The sequence below is a fragment of the Humidesulfovibrio idahonensis genome, from assembly GCF_054657715.1.
In genome coordinates, this window is the sequence record NZ_BAAHYE010000003.1 from 1,405,410 (window position 1) to 1,423,767 (window position 18,358).

The following is an 18,358-nucleotide window of genomic DNA, read 5'->3' on the forward strand; positions in this document are numbered from 1 at the left end:
GCCATGCGCCAGCCGCCCACCCTCTATGTGCACACGCCCTTCTGCCGGGCCAAGTGCAGCTACTGCGCGTTCTTCTCCGAACCTGTGGGCCCGGGCGGGCCTGATGCCTCGGCCTTGGCCCGCTTCCTTGCCGCCCTGGAGACGGAGATGTCCCTGCAGGCCCCGGCCTGGGCGGACAATTTCGCCCTTGGCCCGGCGCCAAGCCTGTTTTTCGGCGGCGGCACGCCAAGCCTGCTTGGCCCGGAAGGGCTGGCCCGCGTTTTCGATCTGGTGCGTGAGCGCTTTCCCCTTGCGCCAGGCGCCGAGATCACCATGGAGGCCAACCCGGACTCCGCCGGACCGGAGCTGTTGCGCACGGCGCGCGCCCTTGGCGTCAACCGCCTGAGCCTGGGCGTGCAGAGCCTGGACGACCGCGCCCTGGCCGCCCTGGGCCGCGTGCACGACGCGCGGCAGGCCATGGACGCCTTCCACGACGCCCGCGCGGCCGGGTTCGACAACATCGGCCTGGACCTCATCTTCGGCCTGCCGGGGCAAACGCCGGAAAGCTGGCTCGCCACCCTGCGCCAGGCCGTGGCCCTGGAGCCGGAGCATCTGTCCTGCTACGGGCTGACCATTGAGCCCGGCACGCCGCTGGCTGCGGACGCCGCAACCCTGGCCGCCCTGCCGGACGAGGACGCCCAGGCCGAGATGTTTCTGCGCGGCGGGGAATTTTTGGAAGCCGAGGGCTTCGCGCAGTATGAAATCTCCAACTTCGCAAGGCCGGGGCGGCAGTGCCGCCACAATCTGGCCTGCTGGCAGGGGCGCGATGTGCTGGGGTTCGGGCCGGCGGCGGTTTCGACCATGACCTCCGCGGCGCAAAGGCCCGCCCAGGCATGGCGCTGGGCCAATCCCGCCAGCTTCGCCGCCTGGGAGGCGCTGGTGCTGGCAGGCAACGTCGGGCAGGCTGGACGCGAAGAACTCTCCGCGGAAGTCCGCGGCCGCGAGGCCCTCATGCTCGGCCTGCGCACGGCGGATGGTCTGGACCTGGCAGCGCACATGGCCCGCACCGGAGCAGACCTGCGCAGCCGGCACCCGCAGCTGCTGGAGCAATTGGGCCAGGCGGGGCTCGTCACCCTGTCGCCGCAGCGCCTGCGCCTGACCCGCGCGGGCATGCTCGTATCGAACAGCATAATCCGCGCATTGGGTTTTGAAGAGGGGCTTGGGATTATTCCTGAGACATGAGAAAAATACCGCCTCAGGAGCCGTTGCGGCATGCGGATTTTCGCCGAAAGCCCTTGGTGTTCCTGCTTTCCCGGCTTATGGATTATTCTAGAGAATGTTGATAGTAAGTAGCCATACTCACCACTTGCCTGATTTCCCATTATAATCCCCGGAGAGAGCTCCGGTTCAAAACTTAACCTCACCTCAAGGAAGCTTCAATGACCCAAACCTTGCTGCCGATGCCTGCCGACCTGCCCGATGTTGTTCTCAACGAGAACGCCAAAGTGGTGCTTTCCCGCCGCTACCTGCGCAAAGGCCCGGACGGCAAGCCCTACGAACTGCCCAAGGAGCTTTTTTGGCGCGTGGCGGCCAAGATTGCGGCCCAGGAGGCCAATTTCAAGGGCGGCAAGGCCAAGGTGGCCGAAAGGGCTTTGGAGTATTACACGCTGCTCACCAGTTTCAAGTTCCTGCCCAATTCGCCCACGCTCATGAACGCGGGCACGGACCTGGGCCAGCTGGCCGCCTGCTTCGTGCTGCCCGTGGGCGACTCCATCGAGGAAATTTTCGACGCCGTGAAGCACGCGGCGCTCATCCACAAGTCCGGCGGCGGCACGGGCTTCTCCTTCTCGCGCCTGCGCCCCACGGACTCCCGCGTGGGCAGCACGGGCGGCGTGGCCTCCGGCCCGCTCTCCTTCTTGCGCATATTCAACACCGCCACCGAGCAGATCAAACAGGGCGGCACCCGCCGCGGCGCCAACATGGGCATTCTGCGCGTGGACCATCCGGACATCCTGCGCTTCATCAAGGCCAAGGAGCGCGAGGGCGAGCTGAACAACTTCAACCTGTCCGTGGGCCTCACCGAAGCCTTCATGCAGGCCGTGGACAAGGATGAGGAGTACGACCTCGTCGCGCCCAACAACAAAGAAGTGCGCGACCGCCTGAAGGCCCGCGAAGTGTTCTCCATGCTGGTGCAAAAGGCATGGGAGTCCGGCGATCCCGGCATGGTCTTCCTCGACCGCATCAACCGCGACAACCCCACCCCGCAGCTGGGCGAGATAGAAGCCACCAACCCCTGCGGCGAGCAGCCCCTGCTGCCGTACGAGGCCTGCAACCTTGGCTCCATCAATCTGGCCGCCTTCTACGACGAAGCCGCCCACGACCGCATCGATTGGGAGGGCCTGCGCACCGTCATCCACCAGGGCGTGCACTTCCTCGACAACGTCATCGAGGCCAGCGTCTACCCCTTGCAGCAGATCACCGACATGGTGCGCACCAACCGCAAGATCGGCCTGGGGCTCATGGGCTTTGCCGACCTCTTGTACCAGCTGGGCGTGCCCTACAACTCCCAGGAGGGCGTCGCCCTGGCCGAAAGGCTCATGGGCTTCATCCAGGACGAGAGCAAGCTGGCCAGCAAGACCCTGGCCGACGAGCGCGGCGCCTTCCCGGCCTATGAGGGCAGCACCTACGCCGCCAAAAAGCAGGGCCCCTACCGCAACGCCACCACCACGACCATCGCGCCCACGGGCACCCTGTCCATTCTCGCGGGCTGCTCCTCCGGCATCGAGCCGCTGTTCGCGCTCAGCTTTGTGCGCAACGTCATGGACGGCGACAAGCTGGTGGAGGTGAACCCCTTCTTCGAGGCGGCGCTGAAAAAGGCCGAGGCTTACAGCCCCAAGCTCATGGAGGAGGTCGCCAAGGGCGGCAGCATCCAGTCCATGGACTACCTGCCCGCCGACATCCGCCGCGTGTTCGTCACCGCCATGGACATCGAGCCAATCTGGCACCTCAAGATGCAGGCCGCTTTCCAGAAGTTCACCGACAACGCCGTGTCTAAGACCGTGAACCTGCCCAGCTCCGCCAGCCAGGAAGACATTTGGGACATCTACTGGAAGGCCTACGAGTACGGCTGCAAGGGCGTCACGGTGTACCGCGACGGCTGCAAGGCCTCACAGGTGCTGTGCACCGGCGACGGCCAGGACAAGAAGGACGGCGAGGCCGAGGGCGCCAAGCCCAAGACCGTGGTGCGCAAGCGGCCGGACATCGTCTACGGCTTCACCCAGAAGGTCGACACCGGCCTGGGCGCGCTCTACCTCACCATCAACGAGCAGGACGGCAAGCCCTTTGAGGTCTTCGCCACCATCGGCAAGTCCGGCAAGTCCATCACCGCCAAGGCCGAGGCCATCGGCCGCCTCGTCTCCCTGGCGCTGCGCAGCGGCGTGGAGGTGCGCGACATCGTCGAGCAGCTCAAGGGCATCGGCGGCGAGCACCCCAAGTTCCAGAAGAAGATCCTGCTGCAGTCCATCCCCGACGCCGTGGCCTGGGTGCTGGAGAACCGCTACATGACCGGCGAAAAGCACGCCAACGCCCACGCCAACGCCCTGGGCAAGGAGACCTGCCCGGAATGCGGCGAGGCCCTGACCTTTGAGGAAGGCTGCCACTGCTGCAAGCAGTGCGGCTACACCAAGTGCGGCTAAAATAAGAACGACAGAAATATGCCTCTGGGGGCTGGGGGGGGACTTCACCCTCCAGCCCCTTCTCTTTTCCAAGGCAAGAGCGCGCCACCTGCCTTCTCTCTTTATATGGGGAGTCCAGAGGGCCCCGTGCCTTCTGGCGGGGTCCAAGGGGCCGCGCCCCTTGATTCTCCAGGTGACGCCGACTGGGGTGCATGGGTATGCCTCCGGCGGCCGGGGGCTGGCCGCCCCCGGACCCGGCGAAAAGAAGAGCGGAATTGTTCTATCGACAGGCGGCACGGCCAGAGGCCCTGGACGCCTCCTGTCATCCCCTTGATCCGCCGATTCCCCCGATGCGCGACGTGCAGCCACGTCCTGCCCGCTTTCATCCGGCCAAACCGTGCGTGGTTTGTGCGTGCGCGGTCATAACCGGCAGTCATGATGGTGGGATTATATGGTGCCCACACCGAGGGAAGCGCTCCCCGGTCGAGGGTGCTCATGAAGCGAAAAGGGCTTGGGTGCAGCAGCGCGCCCAAGCCCTTTCTCCTTGTCGCGAGGGGCGTCCCTAGATGAACACGGCGATGCGGTTGCGCCCGGCCCGCTTGGCCTCGTAGAGGGCCTGATCCGCGCGGGAAAGGGCCTGGCTGATCTCGGTCTCCTCGGGCAATACTTCGGAAATGCCGATGCTCACGGTCATGGAGGCGCACAGGCCCGGCAGGCGGAGTTCCGCCACGGCCGCGCGCAGGCGCTCGGCCAGAACCCTGGCGCTCTCCTGGCTCGTCTCCGGCAGCAGCAGGGCAAATTCCTCGCCGCCGATGCGCCCCATGACGTCCAGCTCGCGCAGCAGCGAACGGCAAAGGGCGGCAAAGGCCCGCAGCGCCACATCGCCCGCCTCGTGCCCGAAGCTGTCGTTGATGTCCTTGAAGTGGTCGATGTCGAGCATGACCACGGCCAAGGGCCGCTTGTAGCGTTGGGTGCGCTTCAGCTCCTCGGCCGCGAGGCTGAAGAAGCCGCCACGGTTTGCCAGGCCGGTCAGGGGGTCGGTGCTGGCCAATTGCTGCAAATGGGCCTCCAGCTCCTTGCGCGCCGTGATGTCGACCACGACGGCCAGGATCGCCTCTTCCCCGCGCACCTGGGTCGTGGTGGTCACCAGCAAGACATCGCGCCGCACCCCGCCGCCCAGATCCAGAGCCATTTCCGCCTCGCGCACCTCTCCCTCCGCGCCCGTCCATTCGCCAAGGACGGGCTCTCGCCCAAGCCCCTGGGGCTTCAGCCCGAAGGCTCCCAGCAGTCTTGCCAAATCGCCGAGGGTCTCTGACCCGAAATAGGCGCGCGCCGCATCGTTGGCCTGGATGAGCCGACCCGTGTCTCGGGCCAGAATGAGCAGGGGCGCGGGAACGGCGCGCAGCAGGGTCTGGAGCATTTGCCGCTGCTCCGCCAGTTCCCTGTTCGCCGCCCACACCGCGCGCGTCGCCGCCCATTCCAGGCGCTGCAGCCTGTTCATGCGGATGAGCACCAAGGCCAGCACCACGTTGACGGTCGCCAGCGCCAGGCCCACGCCATAGCGGGTGGGCGAGGAGGGATCCGCCCACAAAAACCCCGACAGCGTCGCCAGGCTGCAGGCCAGGCCTGTGGCGACGGTGCGGCTGAAGGACATGGGCATGGCCAAATAGAACAGGATGGGAAGCATGAACAGGATGACCAGGGCCACATCGGTGCCCGGGCTGAGCAGCACGGCGCTGGCGATGATGACCGGAGCGGCCCAGGCGAGGCAAAGGCGTTGCAGTTGCCGGAACGTCTGCATCCTGCGCAGCACGAGCAGGCCGCCCAGAGAGGCCGCCGCGATGCCCGCGCGCGAGCCAAGGGCGGCGACAAAATGCGGCTGGCCGAAAAATCGCCAGTCATTGTACAGGAACAGCAGGTTGCAGACGAACGAGAAGAACAGCACCAGCCGCACGTGCCGCAGGTGCTCGGGCATGCGTTCGTCCTGGTAGACGGCCTCCTGAAAGGCATCGCGGAATTCTCCGCCCCAGGAAAGCGGGCTTGTCCTGTTCTGCATCACTGTGGTGCGTTCTCCCGCTGCTTCGTTCGCCATGTTCAGGGGGGCCCCGGCTTCCAGCGCCTTGATTGTGCCCCGCCCCGGACAAGAAGCCAAGACATCCCGCTACGTACATCTTGTTTTTCCTGCGCCTCGCCGCCGTCAAAAAAGGCCGGCGACTCAGAGACGCGCCACCGGCCATACGGATGCACCAGGAAAGGCCGACGCTTAGCGGCCGAGTTTTGCCGCCAGCCAGGTTGTGGGCGCCGGCGCGGCCACGGGCGAAGCCTCCCGGGCGTCGACGCCGCGCGCCTCGCGCAGTTTGTCGGCGTACATGCCCCAAAAAGACTGCGCCAGCGAGGTGGAGGCCGTGATGGGATAGGCCAGGGTCGCCGAAAGCCTGGCGGTGAGCGCCTCGCACAGCAGGGGGTCATACAGGCGCGGGTCGTCTATGCGCGTGATGTACGCCACCTGGAGCGGGCCGCTCTCGTCGCAGAGAATGGCCCCGGCCTGCACTTCCCAGGCCTCGACTGCCGCGCCGCCGGAGCAGACCGAAAGCACGCGCAGACAGTCCGTGGGCAGCGGATAGCTGGCCTCATACTGCCAGCCCGCCCCGCCCGCGCTTGCGGCCAGCTCGACCTGCAGCGTGGCGCAGTTCCACGGATGCGCGCGCAACACGGCGTCGCGCACGGCGGGCCAGCGCTGGTTGCACAGGCGCGCGGCCTTGGTGCTGTCCGTCAGTGAGGCGATGGCTTCCTCCCCCAGGTCGATAAGGGCGTTGTTGCAAATTTCAATGACGCTCGTTGCCATGTGGTTCTCCTCTTCCCGTTGCGGGGACCGGGGTGAATCGGCCCCCCGACGGTGTTTGATGCTCTCCACGGCGGCCGGTTCTGACGGCCCGCCCCTGGGGAAGGGCCGTTCGGCCTACTGCCTTTGCCTCGCCTGGCGCAGGGTCTCCACGGTCTCCTTGGGCCGCAGGTAGTCCTGCGGCAGCCCGAAGAGATCCGCCGCATGACGGGCGATGGCGTCCGGCTCGAAGTTGTCCAGGATGTGGAAGGGGTCGTTCTGGGCCAGCAGCGGCTGCAGGTAGCGCACGGCCTGGTTCAGGTTGTCCGCCTCGGCCTGGCGCTGGGCCTGGGCGATGGGCGTGGCGTAGTCCACCCGCAGGGAGCCTTGCGGCAAGGACTTGGGCCAGGGCGGCAGCTCGCCCTCGCGCAGCAGGATGTTGAACACCCGCTCGATGAGCGGCGCGAGGAACTCGGTCTGCATGCGCCCCAGCACCGGGCCGAGGATGCGCATCTTCTCGCTCTGACGGATGAGCGCCTCCGTGGCGGTGCTGTTCACGGCCTCCGGTGCGAGCTGATCGGCCAGGAAGATGCGCCGGATGGACTGGCGGCGGCGTTCGATCATGGCCTCCACCGAGCCCAGGTCCACGCGGATGGGCAAGGCCTCGATGCGGTCCTGCGAGCCCGCGCGGTAATACGACAAGCCGCCGGGACCGGAATGGATGGGGCCGAGGAAACCATCGTCCGGCACCATGAGCGGCGGATCGGACATCTTCTCCGCCGCCATCAGCGCGGTGCGGCTCATGGCGTTCAGCACGCGCACGTCGGACAAGGCCGTGAGGCCGGGACCGCGGCCATAGGCCTCGCCGGAGACCTTGCCCCAGCGCGGGCACATGTAGGGCATCTCCAGATAGCCGGACTCCTCCAGAATCACCCCGGAATTTTGCTCCAGAAAGAAGCAGGCAAAGGGGAAGTCCGTGTTGGCCGGACTGGCCGGATCGCGGTCCGCGCGGGGAAACACGGCGTGCACCAGGTCGACGCGCACCTCGGGGTTCTCGCGCGCAAGCCTTTGCACATCCGGGGAGCAGGCCTGGCCCCACTGCTGCCACGCCTGGCGCGCGGTGAGGGAATAGGTGCGGATGACCGTGTCCACCACGCCGCGCACGTCCTCGGCCAGGAAGGTCTCGGACAGGGGCCGCACGCTGAACCGCGCCAAGGATTCGCTGTCGGGCTCCACATAGAGCACAGCGGTGCCGAAGAGGCAGATGTCCAGATACAGTTCGTGCACGCAGGCCTGGAATCCCGTTGCCTCGGTGTTGAAGATGGCCAGCAGGCGTTCGCGGCATTGCGCCAAAAAGGCCCGCACGTTCTCTCCGTCCGGCGCGCCGTGGCCCAGGCGCAGGTCGAACCAGGGCAGCGCCGGGTTGGTCAAAAGTCCGCCCAGTCCGGAGGCGAGCAGTTCCAGCGAATGCGCCGGGGTGGAGTCGAACACGGCGGAATCGTCCGTCCGCTGGCCCTGGGCCGTAAGATTGCCGCCCTTGCGGGGCATGATCTGCGCGGCCAGTTCGCGCCAGGTGGACGTCCAGTGGTCCCGCGCGACGCGCAGCGCCGCAAGTCGGTCCATGACGGCCAGGGCCTTTTGCTGCCCTGCGGGGGAGCCGTTGCGCTCCGTATTTTCGTGCGCGCTCATTGCCCCAGCCTCTCTTTGAGCTGCACGGCGGCCACGTTGGGCGCGCCCAGGGTCTCGGCCGCGGCGTCCTGGCCGGACTGTTCGGCGCGGTCGGCCTGGCGGGCCTTGGCCAAGAGCGCGGTCTCGGCCTTCTTGCGGTCCGCCTTGCGCCGCGCCTCGGCGGCTTCCAGCGCGGCATCGGCGGCGGAAGTGTCCGCCGCTGAACTCACGGAAGGAACCCTGCCGCCAAGCGCGCCGCTGGCAGCGCTGAACAACACGTCGCTGATGATGGAAATGGGAGAAAAGCCTCCGCCTCCGCCCATAGGGGCCCCCTTTGGTTTGAGGCCGGGCGGGCTTGCCCGGCCGTTTGACGGGAGTATAGCCCGGGCAAAGGCGGCAGGACAAAATCGGCAAGGAATTGGCCGGTAAAAGGACAATTTTAGCGTCTTGACAGGTTTTTTGCCAGGGGCTGAAAAAGGAAAAAGGGCCGGTTGCAGCGGCCCTTTTTCGGGAGGAGGGGGAAGGAGTCCAGATAGTGCGCCGCTGGCCCGTAAGATGGGGTGGGGTGTTCGGGTGGGGTGGGTTTGGTGTTCGTCTCCCGGACCCGCGTTGCGCAAAATCTATTGCCTATTGAGCATGCGCCGTGCCAACACTATTTTCTCCTGCTTTATCAGCACATAATACTGTTGGCGCATGACATTCGCCAAGGACGGCCGAAGTTTTTTGTGCAGGCATGTGCACCAAAGTGCAGGGGCGATGTGCAAACACCCGGTTGAAGATGTGGCGCCCTATCCGACGAGGATCTCGGGAGTGCAATGGGGCCCGGCGTTTGCGAGGAAGCGCCGCACGTCCGCCCTGGCGCTTGGTGCAAAGCGCAGGCAAAGCACCTCACGCCCCTGGGCGTCGGCCCCCAGGGAAGTGAACAGCGCCAGGCCCTCGTGCGCCTCCAAAAGAAAACGGAAAAACGCCACTTGCGCACGGGCAAGCCGCAGGTAGAGCATCTCGGAGCGCATGGGACCTCAGTTGGCGGTGGGTTGCGCGAGCATTTCGCCAATCTCGCGGAGGATTTTTTCGCGGTGCATGCGCACCTGCTCGGGAATGCGCATGATCATGTCCAGTTGGCGCGTGTGGATGATGAGATAGCCCAGCACGCGCAGGCGGTCCATGAGCTCGCTTGTGGGCAGGCCCTCCACGCGGGCGATGAGCGCGTCCTCACGCACCTCGATGCCGAAGCCGAACTCCGCCAGGATGCTGGAGACAAAGGCAATGCGCCGCTCGCGCCGGGTTATCTCCGCCGCGCCGCCCCGGAACTGGAAGCTCACGAAGTTCTCGCGCGCGCGTTCGCCCACAAGGGCCTCGATGGTCACAAAATGATAGCCGAAGCGCGAGGACAGCGAGACATAGGCCTTGGAGAGCAGGATGTGGTTCCACGCGCCAAAGTCGAAATCGCCGGTGATGGAGATTTCCGGGTTGGTGGTGGACTCGTACATGATGGACAGAAAGCCGCGCATGTCCACCGGCGGCGGCCCGGCCCAAGGCACGGCGCTGATGCCCGCCCAAACGGCCTGGAACGGCTGGGAGTCGATGTGCTCCAGGCGGATGAACTTGCCCTCCGCCGCGGCGGAGAAGGCGTCCTCAAGGTTGATGATCCACCACTGCATGGCCGCGCCATTGGCCCAAAGCTGCTTGGCCTGCCGCTCAGAGAAGTCCTGCTGGCTGCGGCCGAAGTCGAACATGGCGTCGACGGCGCGCTGGTGGGCGATGCGCGCCACGTCGCGCACGCTCTTGCAGTTGGCGGCGCGGAAATCGGGGTCCTCCGGCGCGGGCAGGGTTGCGGGCGAGAGCAGCTCCAGCAGCTCACGCAGGCGCATGTGCACGGGCGAGCCCTCCATGTGCGAGTGCCCTGTGGGCGCGACGGCGGACTCGTCCTGCCCGGCCTGGTCCGCAGCGGGCTCCGGGCCGCAGCGCAGCAGGCTGAAGACGCCGTCCTGGCGCTGCATCCACTCAAACTGGACCGGCGCGCCAAGGCCTTCCTCAAGCTGCTTGGCCAGCCCGGCCAGGCGCAGGGCCTCGTCCGGCTCCAAGCCGGCCGCCCGGGCCGAAACGCTGGGGTTTGAGCTTCCGCACGTGCCGCGGGTGGAGGACTCCGGCACGGCGAGCATGCCCACGCAGAGGGAGACATCGATGTCCGGGATGCCGCGCGAAAGTCTGCGGGCCATGGCCTGCGCGGTGTATTTGCTGGCCACGGCGCGGCGGTAGGCGTTCAGAACGTCCGCACAGGGCACGGAATACTGCGCCGGGTACGAGCCGGTGAAGCCCTGGCCCTCGCCGAGGCTGTTCGGCAGCACGCACAGATGCGCCTCGCCGCAGGACTGCATGAGCCCGGCACAGGCGTCCGCAATGGCGCGCTCCAAGGCCTCCGGCAGGGGCGCGGCCAAAATGAGCGCCTGAATCTCGCGGCTCATGGCCTGCAGGGCCGCGTCGTCGGCTCCGTAAATGGTCGGAATGTGGCTCGCCAGCCCCTCATCGTCCCCATCGTCCTGCGCGCCCGCGTCGTACAGGCTCTGGATGCGCCGGGCCATCTCCTCGCGCAGGCCGGGCTGGGAGGCGAACAGCTCATACGCGCACGCGCCGACAACGAAGCCCTCGGGCACGGGCAGTCCCAAGCGGTTCTTCACTTCGCCAAGCTCTGCCAGGCGGGCGCCCATGAGGTCGGCCTGGCCGGCGTCCACGGTGGCGAGGTCGGCCACCAGCTCGCCGCAGGCCGGAGGCTTGCGCCGTCCCAGCACTTCCTCCACCTGGGCGCTGAGCTCCAGAAACCGGGGCCGCAGACGCGAGGCGCTTGCCGGGGCCAGGGCCTCCAGGTGCTTGATCATACGGAAGGCGTTGACGATGACGGCGGTTGCGCCCGCGCGCAGAAAGGTCATGCCGAAGACGCGGCCGTCGGTTGTGGCGCGCTCCATGTCGGCAATGGTGGAAAGCAGGCGTTTGCCCGCGGTGAGCAGCAGGCGGAAATTGGTATGGCGGCGGCGGAACTCCGCGCCGATGCGCTGCGCTTCGCCGGTGTCCAGCGCCGCGCGCGGCTGTGCATGGCCGAATAGGGAACGGATAGCGCGAAACAAACCGGCCACAGGCAGCCTCCTCACGCTTTAGTCATACTGGCGCGGCACGCAAAAAGCAAATCCCATCAGGCTCCGCGCCAAGGCCGCCGGGCCCCGCCCCGCACCCGGCCGTTGCGTGCCGACGTTGGCCCGCGCGGACGGAAGGCAGCTCAGCCCGGCTGATTGTAGCAGGCGTTGATCACCTGCTGCGCGTGCTCAATGGACCCGCTGTCGACAAGCTCCTCCAGCGGGACCGCCACTTCGCGCATTTCATAATTCTCGTTGTAGAGTTCGGTCAGCTGCTCGCGCAGGGCCGCGTGCTGGCGCATCAACTCGCCGAACCGCTGCTCGCGGCTCATGACGCCATGGCCTGGCCCGCCGCCGCCAACCACCCCATGCGCCGCGGAATCCGTCCGGCTTTTCGCGTATTCGAGCGCGGCCTCGACAAAGGTCTTGTCCTTGCGCAGGGTCTCGGCGCAGAGCTGCATGTACTTCATGCTCTGCTCGTCGCGGAAGTGCACGGTGCCATCCGCATGGACATGCACGCCGGCGACGATGCCGTCGACGTAGGCGATGGCCTCGTTGATGTTGCGCAAGGCCCGTTCCAGATCAGCCGGCTCGTACTCCGTGTGGGACAGGACAAGGGAGATTCTTGCGGAGCAGGACTGCAACGCGCCGTGCACGGCCTTGGTGTACCGGTAGTAGGCATAGGCCTCGTAGCTTGAATACACCCCTATGCCCAGGACAAGAACAACCAAGAGCGGGATCACCCGTTTCCTCATGTCGGCCTCATTTACGAATTGGGGTTGCGGTGCAGAACATCCCTGGCCCGCGCGAACTCGGACCACAACCGGCGGGACTACGGGGCTGGCGACCGCCCTGCCCCTGCGCCGAACACAAAAGCACCCCCGGCAGCCATAGGGTCACCGGGGGTGCTTGGTCTTTTGTCAGGCGGCGGGAAGACTAGGCTTCCTGCTTCACCTTGGCCTTGCTCATGGACAGGCCGATGCCGTTGAAGATGTCGAAAATGGCGTAGCCATACCACATGGTGTACAGAACGTAGAAGAACAGGAGGCCAGCGGCCACGCCGGCGCGCTCGGAAACCTTCTCGCCCTTGATGCCGAAGAAGTTGTAGGCGGGCTCAATGGCCTTGGCGTTGACCATGGCCACGGCGTCGGCCTCTTCGACCTTCTTCTGCTTCTGCAGCTCCTTCACCATGGGGTTCAGAACGCCCCACCACGTCTTCATGGTCTTCATGCCGTCGCCGCCGCCGAACATGGCGCCAACCGAATCGGCGTCATTCATGTACAGCTTGTCGGAAGCGCTCACCACCACGGTGAGCATCTTGCCCAGGTCGCCGGTGATGTGGACGCTGTTGTCCTTGGCTTCGGCCGTCAGCCCGGCCAGGGTCACCAGCTTGGCGGCGTCGGCCGCGGCGGCCTCGTCCTTCTGCTTCACGGTGATGTCCACGGTTTTGCCGTCAATGCCCGTCAGCTTCTTGCTCACGTCCGGAATGTAATAGGCGGAACCCTTGGCGAGGCTGTTGAACAGCTCGTCGGAATACGTGAGGCCGTTGACCTTCTTGCCCTGCTCATCGGTGATGACGGGCGAGAAGATGAAAAACAGCACGACGAAGAAGGATCCGAGCAGCGTCAGCCCCTTAACGAACAGTCCTTTGTTATGAACCAGCATGGTTAGGCCTCCCCGCGAAGCTTGCCGATGTTTGAGAAGAACTTGAAGAAGACCCAGACGCCGAAGAAGGCCACAACCGCCCAGAACAGCCAGTTGCCAACCATCTCGATGCCGTTGATCATGTCCTTGGAAAGGTTCAGGTAGCCGAGCTCCACAAGCTTCTTGGGCAGGGTGGCAACGCGGTTGACGAAGCCGGCCAGGATGCTGATGGCGTAGAAGCCGCGGATGTGGATGCCCTTGACGACCTTGGTGGTCAGCGCGCCGATCTGGATGCCCAGAAGGGAGCCGAGCAGCATGCCCATGGCCAGGGAGTAGAACACGAAGCCGTAGATGGCGTACTGGGTGATGGAGCCGATGCCCGCGGTGAAGATGATCTGCAGGATGTCGGTGCCGACGGTGGTCATGGAGGAAACGCCGAACACGTACACGAACATGGGGAAGGTGACGAAGCCGCCGCCGGCGCCCATGAGGGTGGCCAGCATGCCGACGATGAGGCCGCCCACGGCCACGATCCAGCCGGAGATCTGCTTGCCGCCGGGAACGAAGTCCTCGTCAAAGGTGATCATGGGGGCGAGCTTCCAGTTCTGCAGCTTGGTGGCCAGGCCCGTGGTGCCGGAGGGGCCGCCGTGGGCGTCGCCGCTCACCGCGCCGGGCTTCTTGCTGGCGCGGCTGGCGCTCAGGAAGTCGAACAGGGCGTAGAAGCCGAGGAAGCCCAGGATGACGCCGTACACCAGGCTGATGAACAGGTCGGAAAGAATGGGGTCCTTCTTGTACAGGCCGTTCTGGATGGCGCCGCCGACGAACGTGCCGCCCGTGGAGCCGATGAGGAACCAGATGGCCAGCTTCATGGACACGTTGCCAAGCTTCTTGTGCACCGCGGTGCCCATGATGGCCTTGGCGAAGATGTGGAACATGTCCGTGCCGACGGCCAGGATGCCTTTGACGCCCGCGGCCATGAGCGCCGGGGTGATGATGAAGCCGCCGCCGGCGCCGATGCAGCCGGTGATGAGGCCGGCCGCCAGGCCGATGCCGATGGACACCAGGAAGATGGTGTCGGAGTAGAAGGCAGGACCGTAGGCGTGCTTGCTGCCGATGAAGTCGGAAGCGAACGCGTAGTTGATGACGAAGATGGGCACGATCATGAGCGCCAGAAGCAGCATCTTCTTTCTGTTGTGCAGGATGGACAGGGACATCTCCATGTCCCATTTCGCCTGGGCGATGGCACCCTGCTTCATCATCTCGTAGAGATCTCTACTGAATCCCATCAATCTCTCCTCCATGCTAAACGTTGTCGGTTCACCGGAACTGCGGTCTGGCAATCCCGAGTCGTTGCCCCACAAAACAGGCGTCCCGCTACGAGGCGGTCTTGCCCTTAAGTGCCTTGTGCTCGCAGGCGTCTTGGAGCTTGAACACAAGCTCCTCAATGTCCACGGGCTTCATCAGATAATCGAAAGCGCCCAGCTCCAGGCCCTTCATGGCCGTCTCCACATGGGCGTGGCCGGAAAGCATGAGCACGGCCACGCCAGGGTGGCTGGCCGCGATGTGCTTCAGGGCCTCGATGCCGTCCATGCCGGGCATCTTCACGTCCAGCACAACGGCGTCCACCCCGGAAGACTCCTTGAGCCAGGCCAGCGCCTCCACCGCGCTGCCAACCGTGGCGGCCTCGATGTTGCGGCGGCCCAGGCGCTTGGCCAGGGTCTCGCGGAAATCCTGTTCGTCATCAACCAGAAGCACCTTCATGCCCGCTCCCGCGTTTGGCGCAGCCGCAGTGCGTCGTCGGCCTCAGAAAGCCGGGAAATATGCGCGGCCAGGGAGGCTAGGGCTGCCTTGAGCGCCCCCATGTCCGGCTGCTTTTCCACCACAAGCGCGCCATCAAAACCGGGCTGAGGGTCGGCCCCTTCGAACACGTGCAGCACAACCGCCACCTGGGCCGCGCGGTCCCGCAGGCGTTTGGCGACTTCGGGCAGGCGGGTGCCCGCCGCTTCCGGATCAAGCACCAGCACCTGCGGGGGCGTCGGCCCGCACAGGGCCTCCAGCAGACTGACGGGACTCGTCAAGGCGCTTGCCGCATGTCCCAACCCTGCCAGCTCGCGACAGAGAAACTCCCGAACGTGCGGGTTTCTGTCCATGATGGCGATGTCGAGGCGGGGTACAACTGACATGGGTGCTCCTGGCCTCGGTAAAGGCAATTCCCATGCCACGGGAGGAACACACGCAACATGTTTAAATCACGATACTTGTAGACCAGGTGTCGGCGCGGGCGACACCCGCCGCCCCCGAATGGTGTCAGCTTTTTTTACAGTCCGTTAAACGCGGCATGGATCTATGGAAAAACAGACAAGATGGAGGGAAATAAAACGATACAACGAGGCAGGACAAAGCCGGAGTTTTGCGCGGCAGGCCGGAGTCCGGATCTGCGGTCACTCCAGCTTGAGGCTGTACTGGGCGAGCTTGTGCCGCAGGGTGCGCGGGCTGATGCCCAAAAGCTCGGCCGTGCGCTGCTTGCTGCCGCCCGCGTGCTTGAAGGCCCGCATCATGGCCCCTATTTCCGCGCAGCGGACAACGGCGTCCAGGTTCAATTCCTCCGGCTCCGCGTGGTGGTGGTGCGGGGAGGCGGGGTGAAGATTCGGATGCAGCTCGTGGCCCAGCTCCAACCGCATCTCCAGGGGCAGGTCCTCCGGGCGCACGGGCTCGTCGGTCTTGTGCAACAGGGCCACGCGCTCCATAAGGTTCTTCAGCTCGCGCACGTTGCCCGGCCAATGGTGCCGGCCGAGCAGCACCATGGCCTCCGGCGAAAGCTGAAGGTTCGGCCGATGGTAGTGGTGCCCGAACAACCAAAGGAAGTACTCGGCCAGGGGCGCGACATCGTCGCTGCGTTCCCGCAGGGAGGGCAAGGCTATGGGAATGACGTTCAGGCGGTAGAACAGATCCGCCCGGAAGCGCGAGGCGCGGACCATTTCGGGCAGGGAGCGGTTGGTGGCGGCCACGATGCGCGCGCGAAAGCCGAGGTCCTTTTCGCCGCCCAGGCGCTTGAAGGTCCGCTCCTCCAGCACGCGCAAAAAATCCACCTGGTTGGTAAGCGGGATCTCCCCCACCTCGTCGAGAAACAGCGTGCCGTCCGCCGCCAGCTCGAAACTGCCCTTCTGCAGCCGTGTGGCCCCGGTAAAGGCGCCGGGCTCGTGCCCAAAGAATTTGTCCGCAAAGAGCTCGCCCGTCAGCACGCCGCAGTTCACCGGCACAAAAGGGCGGCCGCTGCGGTTGCTCAGGGTGTGCAGCAGCCGGGCGAAAATCTCCTTGCCCGTGCCGGACTCGCCCGTCAAAAGCACCGGCGCGTCGCTGCCGGCCACCTGTATGGCCACGCGATACAGCGCGCGCATGGCCTCGGACCGGAAGAGCAACCCGGCCTCGTGCATGGCGGCGCTGGCCTCGGGGTCGGCCTCCAGCATCTGCGGCAAAATCTTGCCGCCATAGGCGCGCGGATCCATCATGATGAACTTCCTCGCACTTTTCGCGGATATCCGCGCAGTGTGGGCGTTTCCGCCGGGCTTGGCGGGGCTGCTGCGTGCGTTTTGCGCTCTGGGGCCGGCAGTGGCGAACATCTTTGTCCGCAACATTGCGCCTCAGGGTCGCCAAACACGCGCTTGCGGCACGTCCTTGCCGCCCATGCGGCAAGTTCTTGCCGTTTACATGCTTCAACAAACAGAGTCAAGCATGTAATTTCAATATGTTAGCTATTGGCCCGCTTCTTGATAAAGAGGGGGCGTCCACTGCGCGGGCCGAGGGCCGGCGAGGCAGGCTGGGCAATCCAGAGATGATTCAGAGGAGCGGGAATGAAGATGGATCGACTGAGTCTCCCGGCGAAAATCGCCCTGTTCGTGTTGTTCGGCGTGCTGCTCTTTGCCGTGGCCGCCTTTGCCTCCGGCAACGAAGCCGTTTCCGGCGCGGTGGCCAATGCCGGCGCCGAAGTGGCTCAAAGCGCGGCCCACCTTGGCGCCGAGACGGGCATCGCCTGGTGGGTGTGGCCCACCGTGCTGCTGTTCTTCTGCTTCATCCTCGGCATCATCGCCGTGCTGGCCGGTGTCGGCGGCGGCGTTTTGTATGTGCCCCTGGTGAGCGGATTCTTTCCCTTCCACCTCGACTTCGTGCGCGGCGCGGGCCTCATGGTGGCCCTGGCAGGCGCCCTGGCGGCCGGTCCCGGCCTGCTGAAGCGCAACTTCGCCAGCTTGCGCCTGGCCATGCCCGTGGCGCTCATCGCCTCCTCCTGCGCCATCGTAGGCGCATATCTTGGCATGGCGCTGCCGACCAACGTGGTCCAGCTCTGCTTGGGCGGCACCATCATGTTCATCGCCGTGCTGCTTCTGGTGTCTAAAAACACCGCCCACCCCGTGGTGACCAAGCAGGACGCGCTGAGCATGGCCCTGGGCATGGATGGAGCCTACAACGACCCCGCCACGGGCGAACTGGTGCAATGGAAGACCCACCGCACCCTGCCCGGCCTTCTGCTGTTCGTCATCATCGGCATCATGGCCGGCATGTTCGGCCTGGGCGCCGGTTGGGCCAACGTCCCGGTGCTGAACCTGCTCATGGGCGCACCCCTGAAGGTGGCCGTGGGCACCAGCAAGTTCCTGCTCTCCATCACCGACACCTCCGCCGCCTGGGTTTACCTGAACAAGGGCTGCGTCATCCCGCTCATGGCCATTCCGAGCATCATCGGCCTCATGCTGGGATCCTTTGTCGGCGTGCGGCTCTTGGCCAAGGCCAAGCCCACCTTCATCCGGTACATGGTCATCGGCGTGCTGCTCCTGGCGGGCGGCAAGGCTCTCATGAAGGGCTTGGGCATCTAATCCGCGCACCACGCGCATTTCTTCACGACAATTCGCGGGCCGGCGTATTCGGCCCGGTAGCGCATCCATAAGGAGAAAGACGATGAGCGAAAAGATGAAGCACGATGGCAAGGCCTCGCCCGCGCAGATAACCTACGCCAACATGCTGTTTTACGGCTCCTGGAGCGGCCTTGCCATCATGGCCGTCACCTACATATTGTATGTCACGGGCATCATCACGCCGCACGTGCCCCTGAAGGAGGTCCCGCTGCTCTGGTCGCAGCCGGTGAACACCTACCTTGAGCTCGGCCATGTGCCCCACGGCTGGGGCTGGGTCTCGCTTATCGGAAGTGGTGACTTCCTCAACTTCGTGGGCATAGTGCTCCTGGCGGCCATGACTCTTGTTTGCTACATTCCGCTTATTCCAGCCATGCTCAAGCGTGGCGAAAAAGGTTTCGCCTTCATGGCTCTGGCCGAGATTCTGGTGCTGGCTTTGGCCGCATCCGGCCTCGTCAACAGCGGCGGGCACTAGCCTCCAGCCCTTCCGGGCAGGGGGAGTGCGCCCGCACACAAGCGCACTTCCCCCCTGGAGGAGATGAA

Annotated in this window: 16 protein-coding genes; 4 read left to right on the forward strand and 12 right to left on the reverse strand. The window is 65.4% G+C overall.

Annotated elements, in window-relative coordinates; genetic code table 11:
* The first annotated feature begins 3 nt into the window (after positions 1–3).
* Together hemW and ACYQ4W_RS12645 are read left to right on the forward strand one after the other, a co-directional pair.
* Positions 4–1,221 carry a radical SAM family heme chaperone HemW gene (gene hemW / locus ACYQ4W_RS12640; protein ID WP_459857203.1) on the forward strand — a complete coding sequence of 406 codons (1,218 nt, stop codon included), beginning with the start codon at positions 4–6 and terminating at the stop codon, positions 1,219–1,221.
* 197 nt (positions 1,222–1,418) lie between these two features.
* On the forward strand, positions 1,419–3,674 hold the full coding sequence (locus ACYQ4W_RS12645; RefSeq protein WP_459857205.1) for a vitamin B12-dependent ribonucleotide reductase: 2,256 nt from the start codon (positions 1,419–1,421) through the stop codon (positions 3,672–3,674).
* A gap of 541 nt (positions 3,675–4,215) precedes the next feature.
* Here ACYQ4W_RS12645 and ACYQ4W_RS12650 read toward each other — a convergent pair.
* The 12 genes from ACYQ4W_RS12650 to ACYQ4W_RS12705 form a co-directional block, all read right to left on the reverse strand.
* Positions 4,216–5,745, reverse strand: coding sequence for a GGDEF domain-containing protein (locus tag ACYQ4W_RS12650; protein WP_459857207.1), 1,530 nt, complete (start codon positions 5,743–5,745; stop codon positions 4,216–4,218).
* Between the two features lie 171 nt (positions 5,746–5,916).
* A complete protein-coding gene (locus ACYQ4W_RS12655) occupies positions 5,917–6,498 on the reverse strand; it encodes a phage connector family protein (protein ID WP_459857209.1) in 582 nt (193 codons plus the stop codon).
* 114 nt (positions 6,499–6,612) lie between these two features.
* Complete coding sequence (locus ACYQ4W_RS12660) at positions 6,613–8,163, reverse strand: portal protein (protein WP_459857212.1); 1,551 nt, start codon at positions 8,161–8,163, stop codon at positions 6,613–6,615.
* Positions 8,160–8,465 (reverse strand): hypothetical protein, encoded by a 306-nt coding sequence (locus ACYQ4W_RS12665; RefSeq protein WP_459857214.1) that lies wholly within the window; start codon positions 8,463–8,465, stop codon positions 8,160–8,162. Before ACYQ4W_RS12665 ends, ACYQ4W_RS12660 begins: the two co-directional genes overlap by 4 nt.
* Positions 8,466–8,930: 465 nt before the next feature.
* The gene (locus ACYQ4W_RS12670) at positions 8,931–9,155 is read right to left on the reverse strand and encodes a DUF4911 domain-containing protein (RefSeq protein WP_459857217.1); all 225 of its coding nucleotides are present in this window, start codon (positions 9,153–9,155) and stop codon (positions 8,931–8,933) included.
* Positions 9,156–9,161: 6 nt separating this feature from the next.
* Positions 9,162–11,273 carry a PEP/pyruvate-binding domain-containing protein gene (locus ACYQ4W_RS12675; RefSeq protein WP_459857219.1) on the reverse strand — a complete coding sequence of 704 codons (2,112 nt, stop codon included), beginning with the start codon at positions 11,271–11,273 and terminating at the stop codon, positions 9,162–9,164.
* A gap of 140 nt (positions 11,274–11,413) precedes the next feature.
* Positions 11,414–12,025 (reverse strand): hypothetical protein, encoded by a 612-nt coding sequence (locus tag ACYQ4W_RS12680; RefSeq protein WP_459857222.1) that lies wholly within the window; start codon positions 12,023–12,025, stop codon positions 11,414–11,416.
* 181 nt (positions 12,026–12,206) lie between these two features.
* Positions 12,207–12,935 (reverse strand): hypothetical protein, encoded by a 729-nt coding sequence (locus ACYQ4W_RS12685; protein WP_459857224.1) that lies wholly within the window; start codon positions 12,933–12,935, stop codon positions 12,207–12,209.
* A 2-nt stretch (positions 12,936–12,937) separates the two neighbouring features.
* Positions 12,938–14,200 (reverse strand): sulfite exporter TauE/SafE family protein, encoded by a 1,263-nt coding sequence (locus ACYQ4W_RS12690; protein ID WP_459857226.1) that lies wholly within the window; start codon positions 14,198–14,200, stop codon positions 12,938–12,940.
* A gap of 88 nt (positions 14,201–14,288) precedes the next feature.
* Positions 14,289–14,675 (reverse strand): response regulator, encoded by a 387-nt coding sequence (locus tag ACYQ4W_RS12695; protein ID WP_459857229.1) that lies wholly within the window; start codon positions 14,673–14,675, stop codon positions 14,289–14,291.
* Positions 14,672–15,097 carry a hypothetical protein gene (locus tag ACYQ4W_RS12700; protein WP_459857231.1) on the reverse strand — a complete coding sequence of 142 codons (426 nt, stop codon included), beginning with the start codon at positions 15,095–15,097 and terminating at the stop codon, positions 14,672–14,674. The genes ACYQ4W_RS12695 and ACYQ4W_RS12700 overlap by 4 nt, the downstream gene beginning before the upstream one ends.
* Positions 15,098–15,355: 258 nt before the next feature.
* A complete protein-coding gene (locus ACYQ4W_RS12705) occupies positions 15,356–16,423 on the reverse strand; it encodes a sigma-54 interaction domain-containing protein (RefSeq protein ID WP_459857233.1) in 1,068 nt (355 codons plus the stop codon).
* A gap of 342 nt (positions 16,424–16,765) precedes the next feature.
* Here ACYQ4W_RS12705 and ACYQ4W_RS12710 point away from each other — a divergent pair, with 342 nt between their 5' ends.
* Both ACYQ4W_RS12710 and ACYQ4W_RS12715 read left to right on the forward strand, forming a co-directional pair.
* On the forward strand, positions 16,766–17,779 hold the full coding sequence (locus tag ACYQ4W_RS12710) for a sulfite exporter TauE/SafE family protein (protein ID WP_459857235.1): 1,014 nt from the start codon (positions 16,766–16,768) through the stop codon (positions 17,777–17,779).
* An 82-nt stretch (positions 17,780–17,861) separates the two neighbouring features.
* Entirely contained in the window at positions 17,862–18,290 is a 429-nt protein-coding gene (locus tag ACYQ4W_RS12715; RefSeq protein ID WP_459857237.1) for a DUF1634 domain-containing protein, read from the forward strand.
* The last annotated feature ends 68 nt before the right edge of the window (positions 18,291–18,358 follow it).